General features: G+C 74.2%; 15 protein-coding genes and 1 tRNA gene. 7 read left to right on the top strand and 9 right to left on the bottom strand.

The features are described from left to right. Nucleotides 1–72 precede the first annotated feature (72 nt). The 5 genes from pth to NPS70_RS20865 all read right to left on the bottom strand — a co-directional run bounded on the left by pth (nt 73) and on the right by NPS70_RS20865 (nt 4,365). Complete coding sequence (pth, locus tag NPS70_RS20885) at nt 73–666, bottom strand: aminoacyl-tRNA hydrolase (RefSeq protein WP_256525877.1); 594 nt, start codon at nt 664–666, stop codon at nt 73–75. Between the two features lie 101 nt (nt 667–767). After that, entirely contained in the window at nt 768–1,355 is a 588-nt protein-coding gene (locus NPS70_RS20880) for a 50S ribosomal protein L25/general stress protein Ctc (protein ID WP_256525876.1), read from the bottom strand. Between the two features lie 264 nt (nt 1,356–1,619). Next, entirely contained in the window at nt 1,620–2,597 is a 978-nt protein-coding gene (locus tag NPS70_RS20875; protein ID WP_256525875.1) for a ribose-phosphate diphosphokinase, read from the bottom strand. 127 nt (nt 2,598–2,724) lie between these two features. Beyond that, nucleotides 2,725–4,173: a bifunctional UDP-N-acetylglucosamine diphosphorylase/glucosamine-1-phosphate N-acetyltransferase GlmU gene (gene glmU / locus NPS70_RS20870; RefSeq protein ID WP_256525874.1), complete on the bottom strand. Its 1,449-nt coding sequence runs from the start codon at nt 4,171–4,173 to the stop codon at nt 2,725–2,727. A gap of 120 nt (nt 4,174–4,293) precedes the next feature. After that, a tRNA-Gln gene (locus NPS70_RS20865) sits at nt 4,294–4,365 on the bottom strand. Between the two features lie 282 nt (nt 4,366–4,647). On the opposite strand from NPS70_RS20865, the gene NPS70_RS20860 reads away from it, so the two are divergent. Beyond that, nucleotides 4,648–5,979: a sensor histidine kinase gene (locus tag NPS70_RS20860; RefSeq protein ID WP_256525873.1), complete on the top strand. Its 1,332-nt coding sequence runs from the start codon at nt 4,648–4,650 to the stop codon at nt 5,977–5,979. A gap of 73 nt (nt 5,980–6,052) precedes the next feature. Here NPS70_RS20860 and NPS70_RS20855 read toward each other — a convergent pair whose 3' ends face one another. Then, complete coding sequence (locus tag NPS70_RS20855; RefSeq protein ID WP_256525872.1) at nt 6,053–6,547, bottom strand: SUKH-3 domain-containing protein; 495 nt, start codon at nt 6,545–6,547, stop codon at nt 6,053–6,055. Between the two features lie 12 nt (nt 6,548–6,559). Continuing rightward, a complete protein-coding gene (locus NPS70_RS20850; RefSeq protein WP_256525871.1) occupies nt 6,560–7,078 on the bottom strand; it encodes a YwqJ-related putative deaminase in 519 nt (172 codons plus the stop codon). A gap of 224 nt (nt 7,079–7,302) precedes the next feature. Between NPS70_RS20850 and NPS70_RS20845 the strand changes: the two genes are divergently transcribed. Further along, on the top strand, nt 7,303–8,322 hold the full coding sequence (locus NPS70_RS20845; protein WP_256525870.1) for an SMI1/KNR4 family protein: 1,020 nt from the start codon (nt 7,303–7,305) through the stop codon (nt 8,320–8,322). A gap of 7 nt (nt 8,323–8,329) precedes the next feature. Further along, complete coding sequence (locus NPS70_RS20840) at nt 8,330–10,771, top strand: SUKH-4 family immunity protein (RefSeq protein WP_256525869.1); 2,442 nt, start codon at nt 8,330–8,332, stop codon at nt 10,769–10,771. A 105-nt stretch (nt 10,772–10,876) separates the two neighbouring features. Here the strand turns inward: NPS70_RS20840 and NPS70_RS20835 are convergent, their stop codons facing one another. Further along, the gene (locus NPS70_RS20835) at nt 10,877–12,505 is read right to left on the bottom strand and encodes a cation acetate symporter (protein ID WP_256525868.1); all 1,629 of its coding nucleotides are present in this window, start codon (nt 12,503–12,505) and stop codon (nt 10,877–10,879) included. Next, nucleotides 12,502–13,092, bottom strand: coding sequence for a DUF485 domain-containing protein (locus NPS70_RS20830; protein WP_256525867.1), 591 nt, complete (start codon nt 13,090–13,092; stop codon nt 12,502–12,504). The genes NPS70_RS20835 and NPS70_RS20830 overlap by 4 nt, the downstream gene beginning before the upstream one ends. A gap of 503 nt (nt 13,093–13,595) precedes the next feature. On the opposite strand from NPS70_RS20830, the gene NPS70_RS20825 reads away from it, so the two are divergent. The 4 genes from NPS70_RS20825 to NPS70_RS20810 all read left to right on the top strand — a co-directional run bounded on the left by NPS70_RS20825 (nt 13,596) and on the right by NPS70_RS20810 (nt 21,591). Further along, nucleotides 13,596–14,381, top strand: a complete 786-nt coding sequence (locus NPS70_RS20825; RefSeq protein ID WP_256525866.1) for an ABC transporter ATP-binding protein — start codon at nt 13,596–13,598, stop codon at nt 14,379–14,381. Further along, nucleotides 14,378–16,954 carry an ABC transporter permease gene (locus tag NPS70_RS20820; protein ID WP_256525865.1) on the top strand — a complete coding sequence of 859 codons (2,577 nt, stop codon included), beginning with the start codon at nt 14,378–14,380 and terminating at the stop codon, nt 16,952–16,954. The genes NPS70_RS20825 and NPS70_RS20820 overlap by 4 nt, the downstream gene beginning before the upstream one ends. Before the next feature lie 267 nt (nt 16,955–17,221). After that, nucleotides 17,222–20,755, top strand: coding sequence for a transcription-repair coupling factor (mfd, locus tag NPS70_RS20815; protein ID WP_256525864.1), 3,534 nt, complete (start codon nt 17,222–17,224; stop codon nt 20,753–20,755). Between the two features lie 80 nt (nt 20,756–20,835). Then, nucleotides 20,836–21,591, top strand: a complete 756-nt coding sequence (locus NPS70_RS20810) for an HNH endonuclease family protein (RefSeq protein WP_256525863.1) — start codon at nt 20,836–20,838, stop codon at nt 21,589–21,591. Nucleotides 21,592–21,619: the final 28 nt, after the last annotated feature.

Raw genomic sequence — 21,619 nt, 5'->3', positions numbered from 1 at the left:
ATCCTTGGCCATGGGAGTGCGCCGGGTCAACCTCCTCCCGTCCGGGGTGAGGAAGGTCCCGGCGCTGGCCGCTCAGGAGTTGTACGTCCCCTGGGCGCGCTCCAGACCGTCGAGCACGAGGCACTCCACCGCGTCGGCGGCCCGGTCCACGAAGTAGCCGAGTTCCTTGCGCTCCGCGGACGCGAAGTCCTTCAGGACGAAGTCCGCCACCTGCATCCGGCCGGGCGGGCGCCCGATGCCGAAGCGCACCCGGTGGTAGTCCGGGCCCATGGCCTTGGTCATCGACTTCAGCCCGTTGTGCCCGTTGTCCCCGCCGCCCAGCTTCAGACGCAGCGTCCCGTAGTCGATGTCGAGTTCGTCGTGGACCGCCACCACCCGGTCGGTGGGGACCTTGTAGAAGTCGCGCAGGGCCGTCACCGGGCCGCCCGAGAGGTTCATGTACGACATCGGCTTCACCAGCACCACCCTGCGGCTCGCCGGCCCCGCGGGCCCGATGCGCCCCTCCAGCACCTGGGCCTGGGCCTTCTGGGCCCGCTTGAACGAGCCGCCGATCCGTTCGGCCAGCAGGTCGGCCACCATGAAGCCGACGTTGTGGCGGTTGCCCGCGTAGCCGGGTCCCGGGTTGCCGAGCCCCACGACCAGCCAGGGGGCGTTCACGTCCGACATCTGCGCCGCGTCTCCTCGTCACCGGACCGAACAGGAAAGGGAAGCGGGGTGGCGGGCCGCAGCCCGCCACCCCGCGCAAAGCCTCGGGGAGAGCTTACGACTCAGGCCTCGGCGGCCTCGTCGCCCTCGCCCTCGGCGGCCGGCTCCTCGGCCTGCGCGGCCAGGACCTGCAGGACGACGGCGTCCTCCTCGACGGCCAGGGAGACGCCCTTGGGCAGGGTGATGTCCTTGGCGAGGACGGAGGCGCCGGCCTCCAGACCCTCGATGGACACCGAGACGGACTCGGGGATGTGGGTGGCCTCGGCCTCGACCGGCAGCGCGTTGAGCACGTGCTCCAGCAGGTAGCCGCCGGGGGCCAGGTCGCCCTCGGTCTGGACCGGGATCTCGACCGTGACCTTCTCGCCGCGCTTGACGAGCAGCAGGTCGACGTGCTCCAGGAAGCCCTTCAGCGGGTCGCGCTGCACGGCCTTCGGGATGGCCAGCTCGTTCTTGCCCTCGATGTCCAGGGCGATCAGGACGTTCGGGGTGCGGAGCGCCATCAGCAGGTCGTGGCCCGGCAGGGTGATGTGGACCGGGTCGCTGCCGTGGCCGTACAGGACGCCGGGGACCTTGTCCTCGCGGCGGATGCGGCGGGCAGCGCCCTTGCCGAACTCCTTGCGGACGGAGGCGGCGAGCTTCACCTCGGACATGTGCACTCCTCGTGTAAACAGGATGGGTAACAGGTGGCGGTCACCCGGCCACGACTGGCCTGCTACGAAGAGCGCGTCGATAACGGACCGCCGCACCGTGGGGTGCGGCCTCCCTCGCCGAGCAACCCGGTCATTCTAGCCACCGCCCGCGGCACCCCCAAATGGATCACCGAGGGGCCCGCGGGGCGGCATGCGAAAGGGCCGCCCCGCGGCGAGCGCGGGGCGGCCCCTGCATCCCCCGGGACGGCTGCCCGGGCGTGGCTGCTAGCGGTCCTCCTCGAAGAGGCTGGTGACCGAGCCGTCCTCGAAGACCTCGCGCACCGCGCGGGCGATCGTCGGCGCCATGGAGAGCACCTTGATCTTGTCGAGCTCCAGCTCGCCCGGCGTCGGCAGGGTGTTGGTGAGCACGAACTCGCTGACCTTCGAGTTCTTCAGGCGGTCCGCCGCCGGCCCCGAGAGGATGCCGTGGGTCGCCGTCACGATGACGTCCTCGGCGCCGTTGGCGAACAGCGCGTCCGCCGCGGCGCAGATGGTGCCCGCGGTGTCGATCATGTCGTCCACCAGGACGCAGACCCGGCCCTCGACCTCGCCGACGACCTCGTGGACCGTGACCTGGTTGGCCACGTCCTTGTCGCGGCGCTTGTGGACGATCGCCAGCGGTGCGTCCAGCCGGTCGCACCAGCGGTCCGCCACCCGCACGCGGCCGGCGTCGGGGGAGACGATGGTCAGCTTGGTGCGGTCGACCTTGGCGCCCACGTAGTCCGCGAGCACGGGCAGCGCCGACAGGTGGTCGACCGGCCCGTCGAAGAAGCCCTGGATCTGGTCCGTGTGGAGGTCCACGGTGAGGATCCGGTCGGCGCCCGAGGTCCTCAGCAGGTCGGCGATCAGGCGGGCCGAGATGGGCTCGCGGCCGCGGTGCTTCTTGTCCTGGCGGGCGTAGCCGTAGGACGGGATGATCACGGTGATGCTCCGGGCCGAGGCCCGCTTGAGAGCATCGATCATGATCAGCTGCTCCATGATCCACTTGTTGATGGGGGCCGTGTGGCTCTGCATCAGGAAGCAGTCGGCACCGCGCGCCGACTCCTGGAAGCGGACGTAGATCTCGCCGTTGGCGAAATCGAAAGCCTTCGTCGGGACGAGGCCCACACCCAACTGGTGTGCAACCTCCTCGGCCAGCTCGGGGTGGGCGCGGCCGGAGAAGAGCATCATCTTCTTCTCGCCGGTCGTCTTGATCCCGGTCACAGCACTGTCTCCTCAGACGTGTTCTCTGGCCGCGGGAGTCCAGGGGGTCCCTGGAAGGCCCGACGCGAGCCAGCCGAATTTGTGTGCACGTATCACGGTACGCCGAGTTCGGCGCACTCGTTTCCGGTCAGTTCTCCTCGGAGGCTTCCCCGGCCGCCGCCGCGGCGGCCTGCGCGGCGGCGCTCCCCGGTCGCTTGCGCGCCACCCAGCCGTCGATATTCCGCTGCTGGCCGCGGGCGACGGCCAGTGCGCCGGCGGGCACGTCCTTCGTGATCACCGAGCCGGCGGCGGTGTAGGCGCCGTCCCCGACCGTGACAGGAGCCACAAACATGTTGTCGGAGCCCGTCTTGCAGTGCGAGCCGATCGTCGTGTGGTGCTTGGCCTCGCCGTCGTAGTTCACGAAGACGCTCGCCGCGCCGATGTTCGAGTACTCGCCGATCGTCGCGTCGCCCACGTACGACAGGTGGGGCACCTTGGTGCCCTCGCCGATCACCGCGTTCTTGGTCTCGACATAGGTGCCGATCTTGCTCTTCACGCCGAGCCGGGTGCCCGGCCGCAGGTAGGCGAACGGCCCCACGGAGGCCCCCTCGCCGATCTCGGCGGACTCCGCGACGGTGTTGTCCACCCGGGCGCCGGCCCCCACGGCGGTGTCCCGCAGGCGGGTGTTCGGGCCGACCTCCGCGCCCTCGCCGACGTGGGTGGCGCCGAGCAGCTGGGTGCCCGGGTGGACCACGGAGTCCTGGCCGAAGGTCACCGTGGCGTCGACGAGCACCGAGGCCGGGTCGACGACGGTCACCCCGGCGAGCATGGCGCGCTCCAGCAGCCGCTCGTTGAGCAGGCGGCGGGCCTCGGCGAGCTGCACGCGGTTGTTGATCCCGAGGATCTCCCGGTGGTCGCCCGCGACCGAGGCGCCCACCCGGTGCCCCGCCTCGCGCAGGATGGACAGGACGTCCGTCAGGTACTCCTCGCCCTGGCTGTTGTCCGTGCGCACCTTGCCCAGGGCGTCGGCCAGCAGCGCCCCGTCGAAGGCGAAGACCCCGGAGTTGATCTCCCGGACCGCCCGCTGCTCCTCGGTGGCGTCCTTGTGCTCCACGATCGCGGTGACCGCGCCGCTCGCCGGGTCCCGCACGATCCGGCCGTAGCCCGTCGCGTCGGGCACCTGCGCGGAGAGCACCGTGACGGCGTTGCCGTCCGCGGCGTGGGTCCCCGCGAGCGCCGCCAGCGTGCCGCCCGTCAGCAGCGGGGTGTCGCCGCAGACCACGATCACCGTGCCGTCCGGCTCGCCGCCCAGCTCCTCCAGGCCCATCCGCACCGCGTGCCCGGTGCCGTTCTGCTCGGCCTGGAAGGCCGTGCGGGTCCCGGCGTAGTGGCTGCCGAGATGGGCCTCCACCTGTTCGCGGGCATGGCCGACGACCACGACGAGCTGCTCGGGCTGCAGCTCGCGGGCGGCCGAGACGACATGGCCGACGAGCGACCGCCCGGCGATTTCGTGCAGGACCTTGGGGGTCTTCGACTTCATGCGGGTGCCCTCACCCGCTGCGAGAACGACGACGGCTGCCGGGCGGTTGGCGCTCACGGATATGCCCTTCGGCTTCGGGTGGATGTCAACCGCAGGATACCGGTGGGTTTCGAACGGCAGACGCGCGCGGGCCCCGACCGGTGAGGTCGGGGCCCGCGCGCGTCGGGTGGGGAAGAGCTCCGCCGCCAGGACTCGAACCCGGACATAAGGCACCAAAAGCCCCAGTGCTGCCAATTACACCACGGCGGAACGCGGCGTCCGGCGGGCGTCCTTCGAGGAGGGGGCCCGCGGGCATCCCCTACTATGCCGCACCGCCGCCCCCCGGCGCGACGGGCCACGGCGCGGCGGTCCGGAGCCCGAACACCCCCGCCCCCGAAGGCTCCAGGGGCGGGCGGCCCCTCCCGCCCCGGTCCCTGCGCCCGTGCACCCCGGCCGCCCGCGGGCGGACCGCCCCCTGGCCCCCGGCCCCCCGCCCGGCCCGCGGACGCACACCCCGTGGAACGACCGGCGCCCGCCCTTAGTCTGGGGGGCATGACCGCAACGGGGGCAGACCGGGACGCCGCGGGTTCGACCGCCCGCGCGTTCCTGTGGTGGGGACGGCGGCGCAGCGCCGTGCTGGACGTGGGGCTGGCGGCGGTGTCGGCCGCGGAGTGCGCCGTGCAGGGCGTCGGCTTCGCGCACCAGGCCGCGCTGCCGGTGCCGGTGGGGGTGGTGTTCGGGTTCCTCGTCGGGTCCGTGCTCGTGGTGCGCCGGCGCTGGCCCATCGCCGTGGTGCTGGTCTCGGTGGCCACCACGCCCGCCGAGATGGGCTTCCTGATGGCGGTCGTGGGCCTCTACACCCTCGCGGCCTCGGAGGTGCCGCGCCGGATCGTGGCGACCCTCGCGGGGATGTCGCTCGCCGCCACCTTCATCGTGACCTTCGTGCGCGTCCGCCAGGACGTGCTGGGGGCCGGGGGCCACGCCTGGTACGAGCCGCTGACCGCGGGCTTCATGTCGCTGGGCCTCACCGCGCCCCCCGTGCTGTTCGGCCTCTACATCGGCGCGCGGCGCCGGCTCATGGAGAGCCTGCGGGAGCGGGCGGACAGCCTGGAGCAGGAGCTCTCGCTGCTCGCCGACCGCGCCGAGCAGCGCGCGCAGTGGGCCCGGCAGGAGGAGCGCACCCGGATCGCCCGGGAGATGCACGACGTGGTGGCCCACCGCGTCTCGCTGATGGTGGTGCACGCGGCCGCGCTCCAGGCCGTGGCCCTGAAGGACCCGCAGAAGGCCGTCAGGAACGCCGCCCTGGTGGGGGAGATGGGCCGGCAGGCGCTCACCGAGCTCCGCGAGATGCTCGGCGTACTGCGCAGCGGCGATCCGGAGGCCGCCGCCGCGGCGCCCCCGCAGCGGCCCGCCGCCGAGGGGGTGCCGCTCGCGGCGGTCGGCGCCGCCGCCGCTGCCGCCGCCGCTGCCGCCGCGGGGGACGGACCGAGCCTCGCGGACATCGAGGCCCTGGTGGGGCAGTCGAGGATGACGGGGATGGTGGTGGAGTTCGCCGTCCACGGGGACGCCCGCGGCTACGCCCCCGAGGTGGAGCAGACGGCCTACCGGGTGGTCCAGGAGGCGCTGACCAACGTCCACAAGCATGCGGCGGGAGCCGACGTGAGGGTGCGGCTCGCCCACCGCGAGGCCGAGGTGGCGATGCAGGTGGAGAACGGCGCGCCCGGCACGGCGGTGGCGGCGCCCGGTCTGCCGAGCGGCGGCAACGGGCTGCTCGGGATGCGCGAGCGGGTGACCGCCCTGGGCGGGGTCTTCGTCTCCGGGCCGACGGACGCCGGCGGTTTCCGCGTCTCCGCGGTGCTGCCCGACCGCGGCCGCGCGGCCTGAGCCCGGCACCGCGCCCGCGGGGCGCGGGTGCGGCGGCAGGGCGCACCGGGCCGGCGGGCGGCACCGGGCGGCGTCAGCCCCCGGCGGTGAGACGTGCCGGCTGTGTCCCCGTGACCAGCGTGGACAGTGCCTCGTCGATGTCCGGGCCGAGGTACCAGTCGCCGGTGTGGTCGATGCTGTAGACCCGGCCCTCGGCGTCCATGGCCAGCACGGCCTGGTGGTCGCCCTCCCGTCCCAGCGGCGACACCTCCGTCTCCAGCGCCCGTCCGAGGTCGCCCAGGGTGCGGGCCAGGTGGAGCCCGGCCAGCGGGTCGAAGACCACGGGCGCCGGCGCGTGCTGGCGACCCGGACCCGGTGCCACCAGCCTCAGTCCCCCGAACTCCGCCCACGCCTCCACCACGGCGGGGAACACGCTGTGCCGGTGCCCGGCCGGCGAGGTGTGGGCACGCAGGCTGTCCGCCCAGTGCTCCGCCTGCTGTATGTCCCAGCGGCCGGGTTGCCAGCCGGCCTCGCGCAGGGCCGCGTCCACGGCCACGGGGAAACGGGTGGTGCTCAGGTGATCGGGCATGGGTGGGTCGCGTCAGCCGTTCTCGGGTGCGGTCGGGTCCACGGCACGTACGCCGAAGTGGTCCAGCAGGGCGGTGCAGGAGCGGCACGGCGGTGCGTAGGTGCCGTGCAGCGGATCGCCGTCCTCGCGGATGCGCCGGGCGGTGAGCCGGGCGTGCTTGAGGGAGCGCCGGGCCTCGCTCTGCGTCAGGGGCTTGCGCTGGGCGCGCTTGGAGCGTCGCCCCTCGGCGGCGGCGAGGTGCCGGGAGAGCAGGATCGCCTCCGGGCACCGGCCCGTGAAGCGCTCGCGCTGGCCGCTCGTCAGGGTGTCGAAGAAGTCCTGCACCAGCGGATGGAGGGGCGGCGGGCGCTCGCTCCTGCCCGCGGTGCCGGTGAGCGTCTCCCCGCGGACGGAGAGCGCGGCGGCCACGGCGGGCAGGATGCCGTCCCGGCGCTGGCGCAGCACGGGCGGTCGTGGCGCCTCGTCACTGCTCCAGCTGAGGCGCGGGTCGCCCGTGGTGCCGGGCGCCGAGCCTGGTTGCGCTGCGTGCATGGTCCTGTGGATCCCCTCCGTGCACTCCCCCGAGTCATGCAAAGGGACAGCCTGCCAAAGAGGGCGGGTCATGGGGAAGCTGGGTCGCCGAAACGCGTCGCCGCGGGGCGTGTCGTGTCACCCGGAAGTGACTGTTCGTTACGGAGGCGACGGGCCGGAGGCCCCTCTTGCCGTACCGCATAGGCTGTGCTGCACCAGCCAGACGCCACAGGGGGCAGAACGCCATGACGACAGGTCGGCAGGGCCTGGGGGCAGCCATGAGCCCCGGGGCCGGCGCCGGTGCCGCGCCACCGAACGCGGCCTACGCCGGGCAGGTCGTGCACTTCCCGGACCCGGTACGCGCGGCGCGCCACCCTCAGGGGGTGCGGGTCGACACGCACGGATACCCGGACTTCTCGCCGTACGCGCGCGCGGCCGCCGAGATCGCGGAACCGCCCGAGGGCTTCGGCGTGGACGAACTGCGCCTGACCGACTACGTGTCGGCGAACGCCGCCCTGCACGCCGGGGGGCACCCCCTGTGGGAGGGGCTGCCCGCCGTGGCCACCCCGCACGGCTGGACCTGGCACCACGTGGCGGGCACCCGGCGCCTGGAACTGGTGCCGGTAGAGGTGAAGGCGCTGCTGCGCCACCACGGGGGCCTGGCCACGGCCCGGGTCGACCAGGACAAGCGCGGTACGCGCCCCCTCCAGGAGACCCGTCCCGCGCACTTCGCCGTCCCGCGGGGCGCCGTGTCGGTGAGCGAGCACCAACTCCAGGGCGTGGAGGAGGACCTGGGCTACCGGCTGCCGGGCGCCTACCGCACCTTCCTCAAGGCGGCGGGCGGTTGCGCCCCGGTGGGGGCGGCCCTCGACGCGGAGCTCGGGCTCCTGGTCGACCAGCCGTTCCTCACGGTCCGGGACGAGGCGGCCGTCAACGACCTGGTCTACGCGAACAAGTGCCTGCGCGACCACCTCACCAAGGACTACCTGGGCGTCGCCTTCGTGCAGGGCGGGATCCTCGCGGTCAGGGTGAAGGGCACGGGCACCGGTTCGGTGTGGTTCTGCGCCCACGACGACGCCCGCGACCGGGACGGCATGGGCGTCCAGGAGCGCACGGAGCGGCTCCTGCTGCCGTGCGGCGAGGACTTCGACGACTTCCTCCAGCGCCTCGCGGGCAGTCCGCCGGAGCTGGAGACCGTGGCGAATCTGATGGTGGACGGCGGCTTCGCACAGGCCGTGCCGGTCCGCGAGCCGGGCGAGGGGTGATCGGCCGATGGTGACGTTCGCGCAGGCGCAGGAGCGCGCCGAGGAATGGGTCAACGGCGACGTGCCCGCCTACCAGCACCGTGAGGTGCGGGTGCGGGAGTTCGAACTGGGCTTCGTCGTCTGGGCGGAGGACCGCGAGGGAGTCGCGCGCTCGGACGGCGGCCGCCAGCGGCTGGTGATCGCCCGGGACGGCGGCGAGGCCACCCTGTGGCCCGGACTCCCCGTCGGCGAGGTGATCCGCCGCTACGAGGAGGAGTACGGGTCCCGGGCGGCCGCGGCCCCGCCCGAGGCCGGGGCCCCGGAGCGGATCGACCTGAACCAGACCTCCTTCCTGCTGACCCCGCCGGAGTGGCTCCAGGAGGCCGCGGACCGGCTGGGCATCCCGGACCACCGCACCTCGGGGGCGGACGCCCGCGGGACGGCCGGCGGCCGCGCTCCCTCGGACGCCGAACCGCCGGACGCGGGGCCCTCCGGCGCCGTGCCCGCCGACGCGGTCCCCGCCCGTCGGGCGGAGCCCTCGGACGCCGCCCCCGCCCCCGCGGACACCGGGGACACCGGCGGTGGTGCGCCCGCCACCCCGTGGCCCGCTCCGCGCGGTGCGGAGGGCCACGAGCCGACCGCGCAGGACGGCGTGCCCGCCGCCCCGGGCGGCACCGGCTGGACGGACACCAGCGGCACGGACGGCGGCGACGCCTCCGTACCGCTGCCCGCGACGGTCTTCGCACCGCCGCTCGGCGGCGACGACACGCCTCCGCCCGTACCCGCCGACACCCCCACCGCACTGATGCCCGGCGGCAGTGCCCTGCCGCCCACGGCGGTGGCCCCCGCCCTGGACGCCTCCCCCGCGGCCGCCGCCCCGCCCCCGGGTGCCACGCCCCCGCCCCCCGGCGCGGCGGACATCGCCGAGGCGGCCACCGGCAAGGCCGCCGCACCGCCGCGCGGAGCGCGGTCGGCAGGGGCCGGCGGCACGCCGCCCCCGCCGCCCGGAGCCCCCACCCCGCCCCCGGGCGGCTACCAGCCGACCGCAGTGGTGCCCCAGGCGGGGCCGGGTGTCCCGCCGCCTCCGGGTCCTCCCGGTCCGCCGCCTGCTCCGGGGTCGACTCCGCCGCCCGGCGCGGGGGCGGGGCCGGTTCCGCCGTCGGGCGGGGGCGGCACCCCGCCGCCCGCGGGCGGCGTGCACCATGCGGCGACGATGCTGGCCGATCCGGGCCGGCCGGGGCCGGGTGTCCCGCCGCCTCCGGGTCCTCCCGGTCCGCCGCCTGCTCCGGGGTCGACTCCGCCGCCCGGCGCGGGGGCGGGGCCGGTTCCGCCGTCGGGCGGGGGCGGCACCCCGCCGCCCGCGGGCGGCGCGCACCATGCGGCGACGATGCTGGCCGATCCGGGCCGGCCGGGACCGGGCGCCCCGCCGCCCCCCGCTCCTCCCGGCCCCGTGCCGGGAGCCCCCGGGGGCTACGGCTATCCCCAGCCGCCCACGGGTGCGCCGATGGTCGGTCCCGGCTACCAGGCGGTGCTGCGCTACCGCGCCCCCGACGGCTCGGAGGCGCAGCTGATCCGCCGCTCGGCCCCCGGCACCCCGCACCCCGAGTGGCAGATGCTGCACGAGCTGCGGGCGATGAACGTGCCCCCGCAGGCGGTGCTGGAACTCCACACCGAGCTGGAGTCCTGCGAACTCCCGGGTGCCTACTGCGCACGGATGATCCGCGAGACCTGGCCCCAGGCACGGATCACCTCGATCGCCCCGTACGGCGCGGACCACGCCTCGCGCCGGCAGGGCGTGCGGCAGCTCCTCGCCCACCAGGGCGAACTGCACCAGGTGGCGGACGGCCCGGCCCGTCCCGCTCCGGTGCGGGCACCGCTGCCGCAGGTGCAGCCGGCGCCGCCGGTCCCGCCGGAGGGCGCCGCGCAGGAGCTGGCCGCCGCCTTCGGGCCCGCCCTGCTGCGGTTCGACCAGCGCGCCGTCTCGCGCCAGGGGGTCCCGGAGATCGTGGCGGCCACCCTGGTGTGGGCCGGACTGCCCGCCGACTTCAACCCCTTCTTCTGGGTGCAGCCGGCGCACCCCGTGGTGCCGACGCTGGCGGAGCTGGCCGCCCAGCGGCAGCTGCAGCCCGCGTCGGACGCCGCCTCGTACCTCGTCCTGGGCAGCGACTTCGGGCGGGCGATCTGCGTCCAGTACGGCACCGCGCACATCGTGGCCGTGCCGGTGGAGGCAGGTCCCGGCGGGCAGTCCGTGGCGCCGCAGTTCGTCAACACCGGACTGCCGGAGTTCGTGCGGTGCATGGCCCTGCTCGGGCGGATGTGGCGGCTGCGCTACGGCCTGAACCCGGAGCAGGCGGGCCGGTGGACCGTCGACTTCCAGGCGCAGCTGGCGGCCCTGGACCCGGCCGCGCTCTCCTCGCCGGAGAGCTGGTGGTCGGTGCTGCTGGAGCAGATGTGGGACGGTCTGCTGTGAGCCGCCCGCACGGCTGAGGCCACGGCGGGGCGCCCCGCCGCGCGACACGAGGGGGCGCCCCCGGTCACCGGACCGGGGGCGCCCCCCTTGCGTGCCCGCGCCCGCTCAGGCGGGGGCGCGCTCCGGCGCGGGCACGCCCGCCAGGATGGTCGCCTCGACCTCCTCGTACCGCAGCCGCTCCGCGTCGGGGCCCCGCCGGCGCTCGGAGAGCAGGGTGCCGAGCCAGCCCGCGAGGAAGCCGAGCGGCACCGACACCAGACCGGTGGTGGTGTAGGGGAACCAGTGGAAGTCCACGTCGGGGAAGACCGCCTGGGGCGAACCCGACACCAGGCTGGTGCCCGTCATCAGCAGCAGCGCCGAGCCGGTGCCCACGACGAGGGTGCCGAGCAGCCCGGCGCGGGAGAAGCGGCGCCAGAACAGGCTGTACACCAGGGCCGGTGCCACGGCGGAGGCGCCGATGCAGAAGGAGAGCATCAGCAGCGCCTGGAGGTTGAGGTGCCGGGCCACGGCCGCGACGGCCAGTGCGGCCAGGCCCACGCCGGCCGCCGCCGCGCGTGCCACGGCCATCTCGGTGGTGTGGCTCAGCCGCCTGCGGCGCAGGCCGTGGGCGATCAGGTCGTGCGCGAGGGTGTTGGCGCAGGCCAGGGTGATGCCCGCGACGGAGGCCAGGAGGGTGAGGAAGACGGCGGTGGCGACGGCGGTGAACAGCAGCGTCTGGGCCGGGTTCGGCTCGCTGCCGAGGACCGCCTGGGTGACCAGCAGATAGGCCGTCTTGCCCTGCGGATCGCCCTGCACGAGGCCCTGGTGGCCGACGAGGGCCGCGGCGCCGAACCCGATCACCGCGATCAGCAGGCAGAGGACGACGACGGTGGACACGGCCCACGACATGGACCGCCGCACCGCGCGGGCGCTGCGCGCGGTGAACATGCGCATGGTGATGTGCGGCAGGACCGCCGCGCCGAGCACCACGGTCAGCTGCGCGCTGATCATGTCGAGGTCGTCCCCGCCGAACTGGAGCCCGGCGGTCAGGTAGGCGTCCCCGGCACCGCTGCCCGCCGCCGCGGCGCCCAGCAGCGCGGGCAGGCTGAAGTCGTGCCGCTCCAGCACCAGTACGGCCACCGCCGTCGAGGCGCCGAGCAGCACCACGGTCTTGACGATCTGGATGAACGCGGTGCCCTTCATGCCCCCGATCGCCGCGTAGGCGATCATCAGCAGGCCGAGGAAGACGATCGCCCCGGTCTTGAAGCCGTCGGTGTCGAAGCCCAGCACCACGGCGAGCAGGTCGCCCGCCCCCGCGAGCTGGAAGACCACCAGCGGCACCAGGGCCAGGAGGGTGACCGCGGCCGTGGTGATGCGCACGGCGGGCCCGGGGGTGCGCCGGGTGAGGACGTCGCCCATGGTGAACCGGCCCGCGTTGCGCAGCGGTTCGGCCAGCAGGAACATCATCAGCACCAGGGAGAGCACCGTGCTCAGGGTGAGCGAGAGCCCGTCGTAGCCGAGCAGGGCGATGATGCCGATGGTGCCGAGCACGGTCCCCGCGGAGATGTAGTCCCCGGCGATGGCCAGGCCGCTCTGCACCGGGGACAGGGAGCGGTAGCCGGTGTAGAACTCGCCGAGGTCGTCGCGGTCGGGGCCGGTCATCACGCACAGCAGCAGGGTCACGGTGATGACCGTGATGAAGGCGATGAGCGACAGGGTCTGCGCCTCGGAGCTGAATCCGGTCAGGCCGTTCATACGAAGGCACCCCCCGGGGCGCGCCGGGCGGCGGTCCGCTCGTCGTCGGCGGCCGCCTCGGCGGCCCGCTCGCGCATCCCCGCGGCCAGGGGGTCGACGCGGCGGCGTGCGATGGCCTCGTACAGGGCGATGGCCCCCAGAGCGACCGGGAGCTGGACGAGTCCGAGCAGGACGCCGGTGGTGAGCCCGCCGCTGACGGAGCCCGTCATCAGCCCCGGCGCGTAGGCGGAGAGCAGCAGGTACAGGACGAAGTAGCCCAGCGCCGTGAGGGTGGCGACGCGCCGCAGCAGCCGGTAGGCCGAGCCCAGCCGGCGCACCGCTCCCCGCTCGTCGGCGGGCCCGGGCGCGCGCGGGGTGCCGAGCGGGGTGCCGTGCGTGCCCGCCCAGGGGTCCCGGGCGGGCTCCGCCCAGGTACCGGCCGCGGGGTCGGCCCAGGTGTCGGCCGCGGGCTCCGCCCAGGGGCCGTACCCGGCCGGGCGGCCGGGGTGCGGGGAGCCGTGTGCGGGGCCGGCGCTCCCGGGGCGGGCGCGGTGGGCCCCGGAACCGTGCCGGGGCGGCGGATCGGGGAAGGGCGGGTGGTACGACATCGGCATGCTCCTTGCCGCCCGAGGGGGACGGGGCGGGTGGCGCGGGTGGTCCGGGTACGTTACTCACCGGTAGAGGGCGCCGTAAGGGGTTACCGACCGTACGGTATGTCGGTTCGGTGACGATTCTGTGCGCGGCCGGCCGCGCCGTCCCGGCCGCGCCGCGCCGCCCGGGCCGGGCGGCGCGGCGTACCCGCGGCCCCGGGCCCTGCTCCTTTCGCCGTACCCGCGCCTCCGCCCCAGGGTGGACACCCCTAAGGGCCGTCCCTTACCCGGGACCGGGAAGCGTTCGTCCCGGCGGACGACGTGGCCGGAACATCTCTTTCCTTACCGTGTCCTTACGCCCTGAGGGGGGCGCCCGGCGCACGGGGGTGGGGAAAACCCCCGCCTCACGACTGCGCCGTGCACCAGGGCTTTTCCCTCCCCGGGCCGGAAGACTCGAAGCACCCCCGGCGGCGGCCCGCCCGCCCCGGGGGCCACCGCACCCCAGAGCTAGGAGACCGACCGTGACCACGGCTGTGACCACCCCCGCACGCGGGGAGACCGGAGGGTCGGCCGTCGCCGCCCGGGGGCGGCAGGTCGTCAAGGCGTACGGCGACGGCGAGACGCGCGTCGTCGCCCTCGACCACGTCGACGTGGACATCCACCGCGGGCAGTTCACCGCGATCATGGGCCCCTCCGGCTCGGGCAAGTCGACGCTGATGCACTGCCTCGCGGGCCTGGACACCGTGACTTCGGGCCAGATCTCCATCGACGACACCGAGATCACCGGCCTCAAGGACAAGAAGCTCACCCGCCTGCGCCGGGACCGCATCGGTTTCATCTTCCAGGCGTTCAACCTGCTGCCGACGCTCAACGCCCTGGAGAACATCACCCTCCCCATGGATATCGCCGGCCGTCGGCCCGACGCGGCCTGGCTGAACCGCGTGGTCGAGACCGTCGGCCTGGCGGAGCGGCTCAAGCACCGGCCGACCCAGCTCTCCGGCGGGCAGCAGCAGCGCGTGGCCGTCGCCCGCGCCCTGGCCGCCCGTCCCGAGATCATCTTCGGCGACGAGCCCACCGGCAACCTGGACTCCCGCGCCGGGGCCGAGGTCCTGGGCTTCCTGCGCCGCTCGGTCGACGAACTCGGCCAGACCATCGTCATGGTCACCCACGACCCCGTCGCCGCCTCCTACGCGGACCGGGTGCTCTACCTCGCGGACGGCCGCATCGTCGACGAGATGCTCCGGCCGACGGCCGAGGCCGTCCTCGACCGGATGAAGGACTTCGACGCCCGGGGGCGCACCTCATGACCGTCCTCAAGACCTCGCTGCGCAACTTCCTCGCCCACAAGGGCCGGATGGCGCTCTCCGCGGTGGCGGTCCTGCTGTCCGTGGCCTTCGTCTCGGGGACCCTGGTGTTCACCGACACGATGAACACCACCTTCGACAAGCTCTTCGCGGTCGCCTCCGCCGACGTCACCGTGAGCCCGGAGGGCCCCGACGACGACGGCAGGCCCGCGACCGGCGTCCCCAGGACGCTGCCCGCCTCGGTGGTCGACGAGGTGCGCGCCGTCCCGGGCGTGGAGTCCGCCCAGGGCGCCGTCGCCACGCTCAGCGTCACCGTGGTGAACGCGGACAACGAGAACGTCGGGTCCACCAGCGGCGCCCCCACCATCGCCGCCAACTGGACCGACAACGACCTCAAGTCGATGAAGATCACCTCCGGGCAGGCGCCGCGCGGGCCCACCGAGGTGATGGTCGACGGCGACACCGCCGACAAGCACGGGCTGAAGCTCGGCGACGAGCTGCGGACCATCGCCGTCACCGGCGACTTCACCGCGCGGATCTCCGGCATCGCCTCGTTCCAGGTCACCAACCCCGGTGCCTCGATCGTCTACTTCGACACCGCCACCGCGCAGCGCAACCTCCTCGGCGAGGAGGGGGTCTTCACCGAGATCCTGGTCACCGGCGAGGACTCCGTGACGGACGAGCGCCTCAAGCGGGACCTCGACGCCGCGCTCGACGCCCCCTACACGCTCCGGACCGCCGAGGAGGCGGCCGACGCGGGCCGCGAGCAGGTCGGCTCCTTCCTCGACGTGATGAAGTACGCCATGCTCGGCTTCGCCGGCATCGCCCTGCTCGTCGGCGTGTTCCTCATCGTCAACACCTTCTCCATGCTCGTCGCCCAGCGCACCCGCGAGATCGGGCTGATGCGGGCGATCGGCGCCGACCGCCGCCAGGTGAACCGGTCCGTGCTCACCGAGGCGCTGCTGCTCGGCCTCGTCGGCTCCCTCGCGGGCGTCGCCGCCGGTGTGGGGCTGGCCGTCGGCCTCATGAAGCTGATGTCGGCCGTGGGCATGAACCTCTCGCTCGACGACCTGACGGTGAAGTGGACCACCCCCGTGGTCGGGCTCGCGCTCGGCGTGGTCGTCACGGTGGTCGCCGCCTACCTGCCCGCCCGCCGGGCCGGGAAGATCTCCCCCATGGCGGCCCTCCGGGACGCGGGGACGCCCTCCGACGGCCGCGCCGGGCGCATCCGCGGCGCGGTCGGCCTCGTCCTGTCGCTGGGCGGCGGTGCCGCGCTCCTCGCCGCGACCCGGGCGGAGAAGGCGTCCGAGGGGTCGGTCCTGCTGGGCCTCGGCATCCTGCTGTCACTGGTCGGCTTCGTGGTCGTCGGCCCGCTGCTCGCCGGCGGCGTCGTGCGGGTCCTCGCCGCGCTCGTCCTGCGGGTGTTCGGCCCCGTGGGACGGATGGCCGAGCGCAACGCGCTGCGCAACCCCCGCCGCACCGGGGCCACCGGCGCCGCGCTGATGATCGGGCTCGCCCTGGTCGCCTGCCTGTCGGTGGTCGGCTCCTCGATGGTCGCCTCCGCCACGGACGAACTCGACCGCTCGGTCGGCGCCGACTTCATCGTCCAGTCCGCCGCCCAGGACGGCGCTCCCATCGTGCCGAAGGCCGGGGAGGCCCTGGAGGGGGCCGAGGGCCTGGCCCACGTCACCGGCTACCGCCCCGTGGCGGCGACGATCACCGCCCCCGACGGCTCCGCGGAGCCCGCGGACCTCGTGGCCGCCGACGCCACCTACGCCGAGGACGTGCGCCGCGAGACGCTGGAGGGGGACCTCGCCGCCGCCTACGGGCCGGACGCCCTCTCGGTGGGCTCCGACTACGCGGAGCAGCACGGCGTGTCCGTCGGCGACACCGTCGAGCTGGAGTTCCGCGGGGGTGCCACCGCGCGCCTCACGGTGGCCGCCGTCACCTCCGACGACACCAACATCGACCGGGGGGTCAAGTACTTCTCGATCGCCACCGCCGAGAAGTACCTCCCCGCGGACCTGATGCCGCAGAACATGATCATGTTCGCGACGGCGCAGGAGGGCCAGGAGGAGGCGGCCTACGCCGCCCTGAAGTCCGCGCTCGCGGAGTACCCGCAGTACACGGTGAAGAACCAGACCGACTACAAGGAGGACCTCAAGAACCAGATCGGCCAGCTGCTGAACATCGTCTACGGCCTGCTGGCGCTGGCGATCATCGTCGCGGTGCTCGGCGTGGTGAACACCCTCGCCCTGTCGGTGGTGGAGCGGACCCGTGAGATCGGCCTGATGCGGGCCATCGGACTGTCCCGCAGGCAGCTGCGGCGCATGATCCGCCTGGAGTCCGTCGTCATCGCCCTGTTCGGTGCCCTGCTCGGCCTCGGCCTCGGCATGGGCTGGGGCACCGCCGCCCAGAAGCTCCTGGCGCTGGAGGGCCTGGAGGTCCTGCAGATCCCCTGGCCGACCATCGGCGCGGTGTTCGTGGGCTCCGCCTTCGTCGGCCTGTTCGCGGCACTGGTGCCGGCCTTCCGCGCGGGGCGGATGAACGTCCTGAACGCGATCGCCACCGAGTAGGGGCACTCCCGCACACGCGGCCGCCGCCGGGGGGAAGGGCCCCGGCGGCGGCCGCCCGTGTTCCCCGGGCCGCCCGCCGGGCGCCTGTGCGGAGCGTGGCCGTCCGGTGGCCGAACGTGCCCCCCGCCCGCGGATCGCCCGCGCGGGTGTCCCCCGCGCGTCGTAGGCTGGAGCCCCCGGCCCGCCCCGCGTCCCCGACGCGGGGCCCACGACGCGCCGGGCCGTTTGCGTTGCCCACCCCCCTCGATTCCTGGACGGAAGCCCTTCATGAGCCTGCACGGTCTCCTCGATGCCGTCGTAGCCGACCCGGCGCTCGCCGAAGCGGTCGCGGCGGCCACGGACGGCCACCGGACGCATGTCGACCTCGTCGGTCCGCCCGCCGCCCGGCCCCTGTCGGTGGCCGCGCTCGCCCGCGGCGCGGGCCGCCCGGTGCTGGCCGTCACGGCCACCGGCCGCGAGGCCGAGGACCTCGCCGCCGCGCTGCGCTCCCTGCTGCCCGGTGACGGCGTCGTGGAGTTCCCCTCCTGGGAGACCCTTCCCCACGAGCGGCTCTCGCCCCGCTCCGACACGGTGGGCCGCCGCCTCGCGGTGCTGCGCCGCCTCGCCCACCCCTCCGCGGACGACCCGGCCGCAGGGCCGGTGAGCGTGGTCGTCGCACCCGTGCGCTCGGTGCTCCAGCCGCAGGTCAAGGGGCTGGGCGACCTGGAGCCGGTGGCGCTGCGCACGGGGATGCGGGCGGATCTGGACGAGGTGGTCGCCTCGCTCGCGGCCGCCGCCTACTCCCGTGTCGAACTGGTCGAGAAGCGCGGGGAGTTCGCCGTCCGAGGCGGCATCCTGGACGTCTTCCCGCCCACCGAGGAGCACCCCCTGCGGGTGGAGTTCTGGGGCGACGACGTCGAGGAGATCCGCTACTTCAAGGTCGCGGACCAGCGCTCCCTGGAGGTCGCCGAGCACGGGCTGTGGGCACCCCCGTGCCGGGAGCTGCTGCTCACCGACGACGTGCGCCGCCGCGCCGCGGAGCTCGCCGAGGCCCACCCCGAACTCGGCGAGCTGCTGGGGAAGATCGCCGAGGGCATCGCCGTCGAGGGCATGGAGTCCCTCGCGCCCGTGCTCGTCGACGAGATGGAACTCCTGCTCGACGTGCTGCCGAAGGGCTCCATGGCGGTGGTCTGCGACCCGGAGCGGGTGCGCACCCGGGCCGCGGACCTCGTCGCCACCAGCCAGGAGTTCCTCCAGGCGTCCTGGGCGGCCACCGCGGGCGGCGGAGAGGCCCCGATCGACGTGGGCGCTGCCTCCCTGTGGGGTATCGCCGACGTGCGGGACCGGGCCCGGGAACTCGGCATGATGTGGTGGTCCGTCTCGCCGTTCGCGGCCGACGCCGAGGACGCGGACGAGGACACCCTCCGCCTGGGCCTTCAGGCGCCCGAGGCGTACCGGGGCGACACGGCCCGCGCACTCGCCGACACCAAGGGCTGGCTCGCCGACGGCTGGCGCACGGTCTACGTCACCGAGGCGCACGGCCCGGCCTCCCGGACGGTCGAGGTCCTCGGCGGCGAGGGCGTCGCCGCCCGCCTGGACGCGGACCTGACGGACCTCTCGCCCTCCCTGGTGCACGTGGTCCGCGGCTCCGCCGACCACGGCTTCGTGGCCCCCTCGCTGGGTATCGCGGTGCTGACCGAGACGGACCTGTCGGGACAGAAGGCGGCGGGCAAGGACGGGCAGCGGATGCCCACCCGCCGCCGCAAGACCATCGACCCGCTGACCCTGGAGACCGGGGACCACATCGTCCACGAGCAGCACGGCGTCGGCCGGTACATCGAGATGGTGCAGCGCACCGTGCAGGGCGCCACCCGCGAGTACCTCCTCGTCGAGTACGCGCCCGCCAAGCGGGGGCAGCCCGGTGACCGGCTCTACATCCCGACCGACCAGCTGGAGCAGGTGACCAAGTACGTCGGCGGCGAGGCCCCCACGCTGCACCGCCTCGGCGGCGCGGACTGGACGAAGACCAAGGCACGGGCGAAGAAGGCGGTCAAGGAGATCGCCGCCGACCTGATCAGGCTCTACTCGGCCCGGATGGCCGCCCCCGGACACGCCTTCGCCCCCGACACGCCCTGGCAGCGGGAGCTGGAGGACGCCTTTCCCTACGCGGAGACGCCCGACCAGCTCTCGACCATCGCCGAGGTCAAGGAGGACATGGAGAAGACCGTTCCCATGGACCGCCTGATCTGCGGCGACGTCGGCTACGGCAAGACGGAGATCGCGGTCCGCGCCGCCTTCAAGGCGGTCCAGGACGGCAAGCAGGTCGCCGTCCTGGTGCCCACCACCCTGCTCGTGCAGCAGCACTACGGCACCTTCAGCGAGCGCTACGCGCAGTTCCCCGTCGCCACCCGGGCGCTGTCGCGGTTCCAGAGCGACACCGAGGCCAAGGCCACCCTGGAGGGGCTGCGGGACGGCTCCGTCGACATCGTCATCGGCACCCACCGGCTGTTCTCCTCGGAGACGAAGTTCAAGGACCTCGGACTCGTCATCGTCGACGAGGAGCAGCGCTTCGGCGTGGAGCACAAGGAGCAGCTGAAGAAGCTGCGGGCCAACGTCGACGTGCTCACCATGTCGGCGACCCCGATCCCGCGCACCCTGGAGATGGCGGTCACCGGCATCCGGGAGATGTCCACGATCACGACCCCGCCGGAGGAGCGGCACCCCGTGCTGACCTTCGTCGGCCCCTACGAGGAGAAGCAGATCGGTGCCGCGATCCGGCGCGAACTGCTGCGCGAGGGGCAGGTCTTCTACATCCACAACCGGGTGGAGTCCATCGACCGGGCCGCGGCGCGGCTGCGCGAGATCGTGCCCGAGGCGCGGATCGCCACCGCGCACGGCCAGATGTCGGAGCAGGCACTGGAGCAGGTGGTGGTCGACTTCTGGGAGAAGAAGTTCGACGTGCTGGTCTCGACGACGATCGTCGAGTCGGGCATCGACATCTCCAACGCCAACACCCTCATCGTCGAGCGGGGCGACAACTTCGGCCTCTCCCAGCTGCACCAGCTGCGAGGGCGGGTCGGCCGGGGGCGGGAGCGCGGCTACGCGTACTTCCTCTACCCGCCGGAGAAGCCGCTGACCGAGACCGCCCACGAGCGCCTCGCCACCATCGCCCAGCACACCGAGATGGGCGCGGGCATGTACGTCGCCATGAAGGACCTGGAGATCCGCGGCGCGGGCAACCTCCTCGGCGGCGAGCAGTCCGGCCACATCGCGGGCGTCGGCTTCGACCTGTACGTGCGGATGGTGGGCGAGGCGGTCGCGGACTACCGCGCCTCCCTGGAGGGCGGCACGGAGGAGGAGCCGCCGCTGGAGGTCAAGATCGAGCTCCCGGTGGACGCCCACGTCCCGCACGACTACGCCCCCGGGGAGCGGCTGCGGCTCCAGGCGTACCGTGCCATCGCCTCCGCCGCCTCCCAGGAGGACATCGCGGCGGTGCGCGAGGAGCTGACCGACCGCTACGGCAAGCTCCCCGAGCCCGTGGAGAACCTGCTGCTGGTGGCCGGGCTGCGGATGCTGGCGCGGGCCTGCGGGGTCGGCGAGATCGTGCTCCAGGGGCCGAACATCCGCTTCGCACCGGTCGAGCTGCGCGAGTCGCAGGAGCTGCGGCTGAAGCGGCTGCACCCTCGGGCGGTGGTCAAGCCCGCCGTCCACCAGGTCCTGGTGCCGCGGCCCACCACCGGGAAGATCGGCGGCAAGCCCGTGGTCGGGCGCGAACTGCTCGCGTGGACGGGTGAGTTCCTCACCACCGTCCTCGGTTCCTGACACGGTCCGCCCGCCCCGGCGGCCCCGGTGGCCGACCGGGGCGGCGGCGTTCCGGCGAACGGCCCCGTACCGTAGGGGGCGTGAGGGGAACACGGAGCATCAGGGGCGGGGCGGCGGCGCTGCTCGCGGTGGCACTGCTGGCAGGCTGCGAGGACATCGGGCGGGGCGGGGCCGGACCGGAGCCGGACACCGCCGCGCCCGCCGCGCGGGGCACCAGCCCGCTCGACAACCCGGACGGCACCCGTGCCGGCCTGGCGGCCCTGCCGGAGGGGCGGCTGGCCGAGGCGCGGAGCCTGATCGAGGGCCTGGCCGTCAAGGGGCGCGGCCCGAAGACCGGTTACGACCGGGACGAGTTCGGCTACGCCTGGATGGACACGGCCGACGGGGTGCCGCTGGCGCGGAACGGGTGCGACACGCGGAACGACCTGCTGCGGCTGCACGGGCGGAACGTCCGCTTCCGTGAGGGCTCCGACTGCGTGGTCGTCTCGATGGACCTGCACGACCCCTACACCGGCAAGGACATCGCCTGGCGCAAGGCGAAGGCCGCCGAGGTGCAGATCGACCACGTGGTGCCCCTGTCGTACAGCTGGCAGCTGGGCGCGGCGCGCTGGCCGGAGGACAAGCGCCGGCGGCTGGCCAACGACCCGCTCAACCTGCTGCCGGTGGACGGCCGGGAGAACTCCGCCAAGGGCGACTCCGGCCCGGCCTCGTGGCTGCCGCCGGACAGGACGGTCCGCTGCTCGTACGCGGTGCGGTTCGCCCAGGTCGCCGACGCGTACGAGCTGCCGGTGACCGGCGCCGACAAGCAGGCCATGCTCCGCTGGTGCGGGGGCTGAGGCCTGGGAAAACCGGTGGGAGAGGTGG

This window comes from Streptomyces sp. C10-9-1, assembly GCF_024497955.1.
In the GTDB taxonomy this organism is placed as follows: Bacteria; Actinomycetota; Actinomycetes; order Streptomycetales; family Streptomycetaceae; genus Streptomyces; species Streptomyces sanyensis.
The sequence above is the reverse complement of the archived record's forward strand: the minus strand, read 5'-3'. Positions and strand labels throughout refer to the sequence as shown.

Coding starts and splice junctions, on each gene's coding strand:
- pth (WP_256525877.1), bottom strand. CDS start 666: ATGTCGGACGTGAACGCCCCCTGGCTGGTCGTGGGGCTCGGCAACCCG.
- NPS70_RS20880 (WP_256525876.1), bottom strand. CDS start 1,355: ATGTCCGAGGTGAAGCTCGCCGCCTCCGTCCGCAAGGAGTTCGGCAAG.
- NPS70_RS20860 (WP_256525873.1), top strand. CDS start 4,648: ATGACCGCAACGGGGGCAGACCGGGACGCCGCGGGTTCGACCGCCCGC.
- NPS70_RS20855 (WP_256525872.1), bottom strand. CDS start 6,547: ATGCCCGATCACCTGAGCACCACCCGTTTCCCCGTGGCCGTGGACGCG.
- NPS70_RS20850 (WP_256525871.1), bottom strand. CDS start 7,078: ATGCACGCAGCGCAACCAGGCTCGGCGCCCGGCACCACGGGCGACCCG.
- NPS70_RS20845 (WP_256525870.1), top strand. CDS start 7,303: ATGACGACAGGTCGGCAGGGCCTGGGGGCAGCCATGAGCCCCGGGGCC.
- NPS70_RS20840 (WP_256525869.1), top strand. CDS start 8,330: ATGGTGACGTTCGCGCAGGCGCAGGAGCGCGCCGAGGAATGGGTCAAC.
- NPS70_RS20835 (WP_256525868.1), bottom strand. CDS start 12,505: ATGAACGGCCTGACCGGATTCAGCTCCGAGGCGCAGACCCTGTCGCTC.
- NPS70_RS20830 (WP_256525867.1), bottom strand. CDS start 13,092: ATGTCGTACCACCCGCCCTTCCCCGATCCGCCGCCCCGGCACGGTTCC.
- NPS70_RS20820 (WP_256525865.1), top strand. CDS start 14,378: ATGACCGTCCTCAAGACCTCGCTGCGCAACTTCCTCGCCCACAAGGGC.
- mfd (WP_256525864.1), top strand. CDS start 17,222: ATGAGCCTGCACGGTCTCCTCGATGCCGTCGTAGCCGACCCGGCGCTC.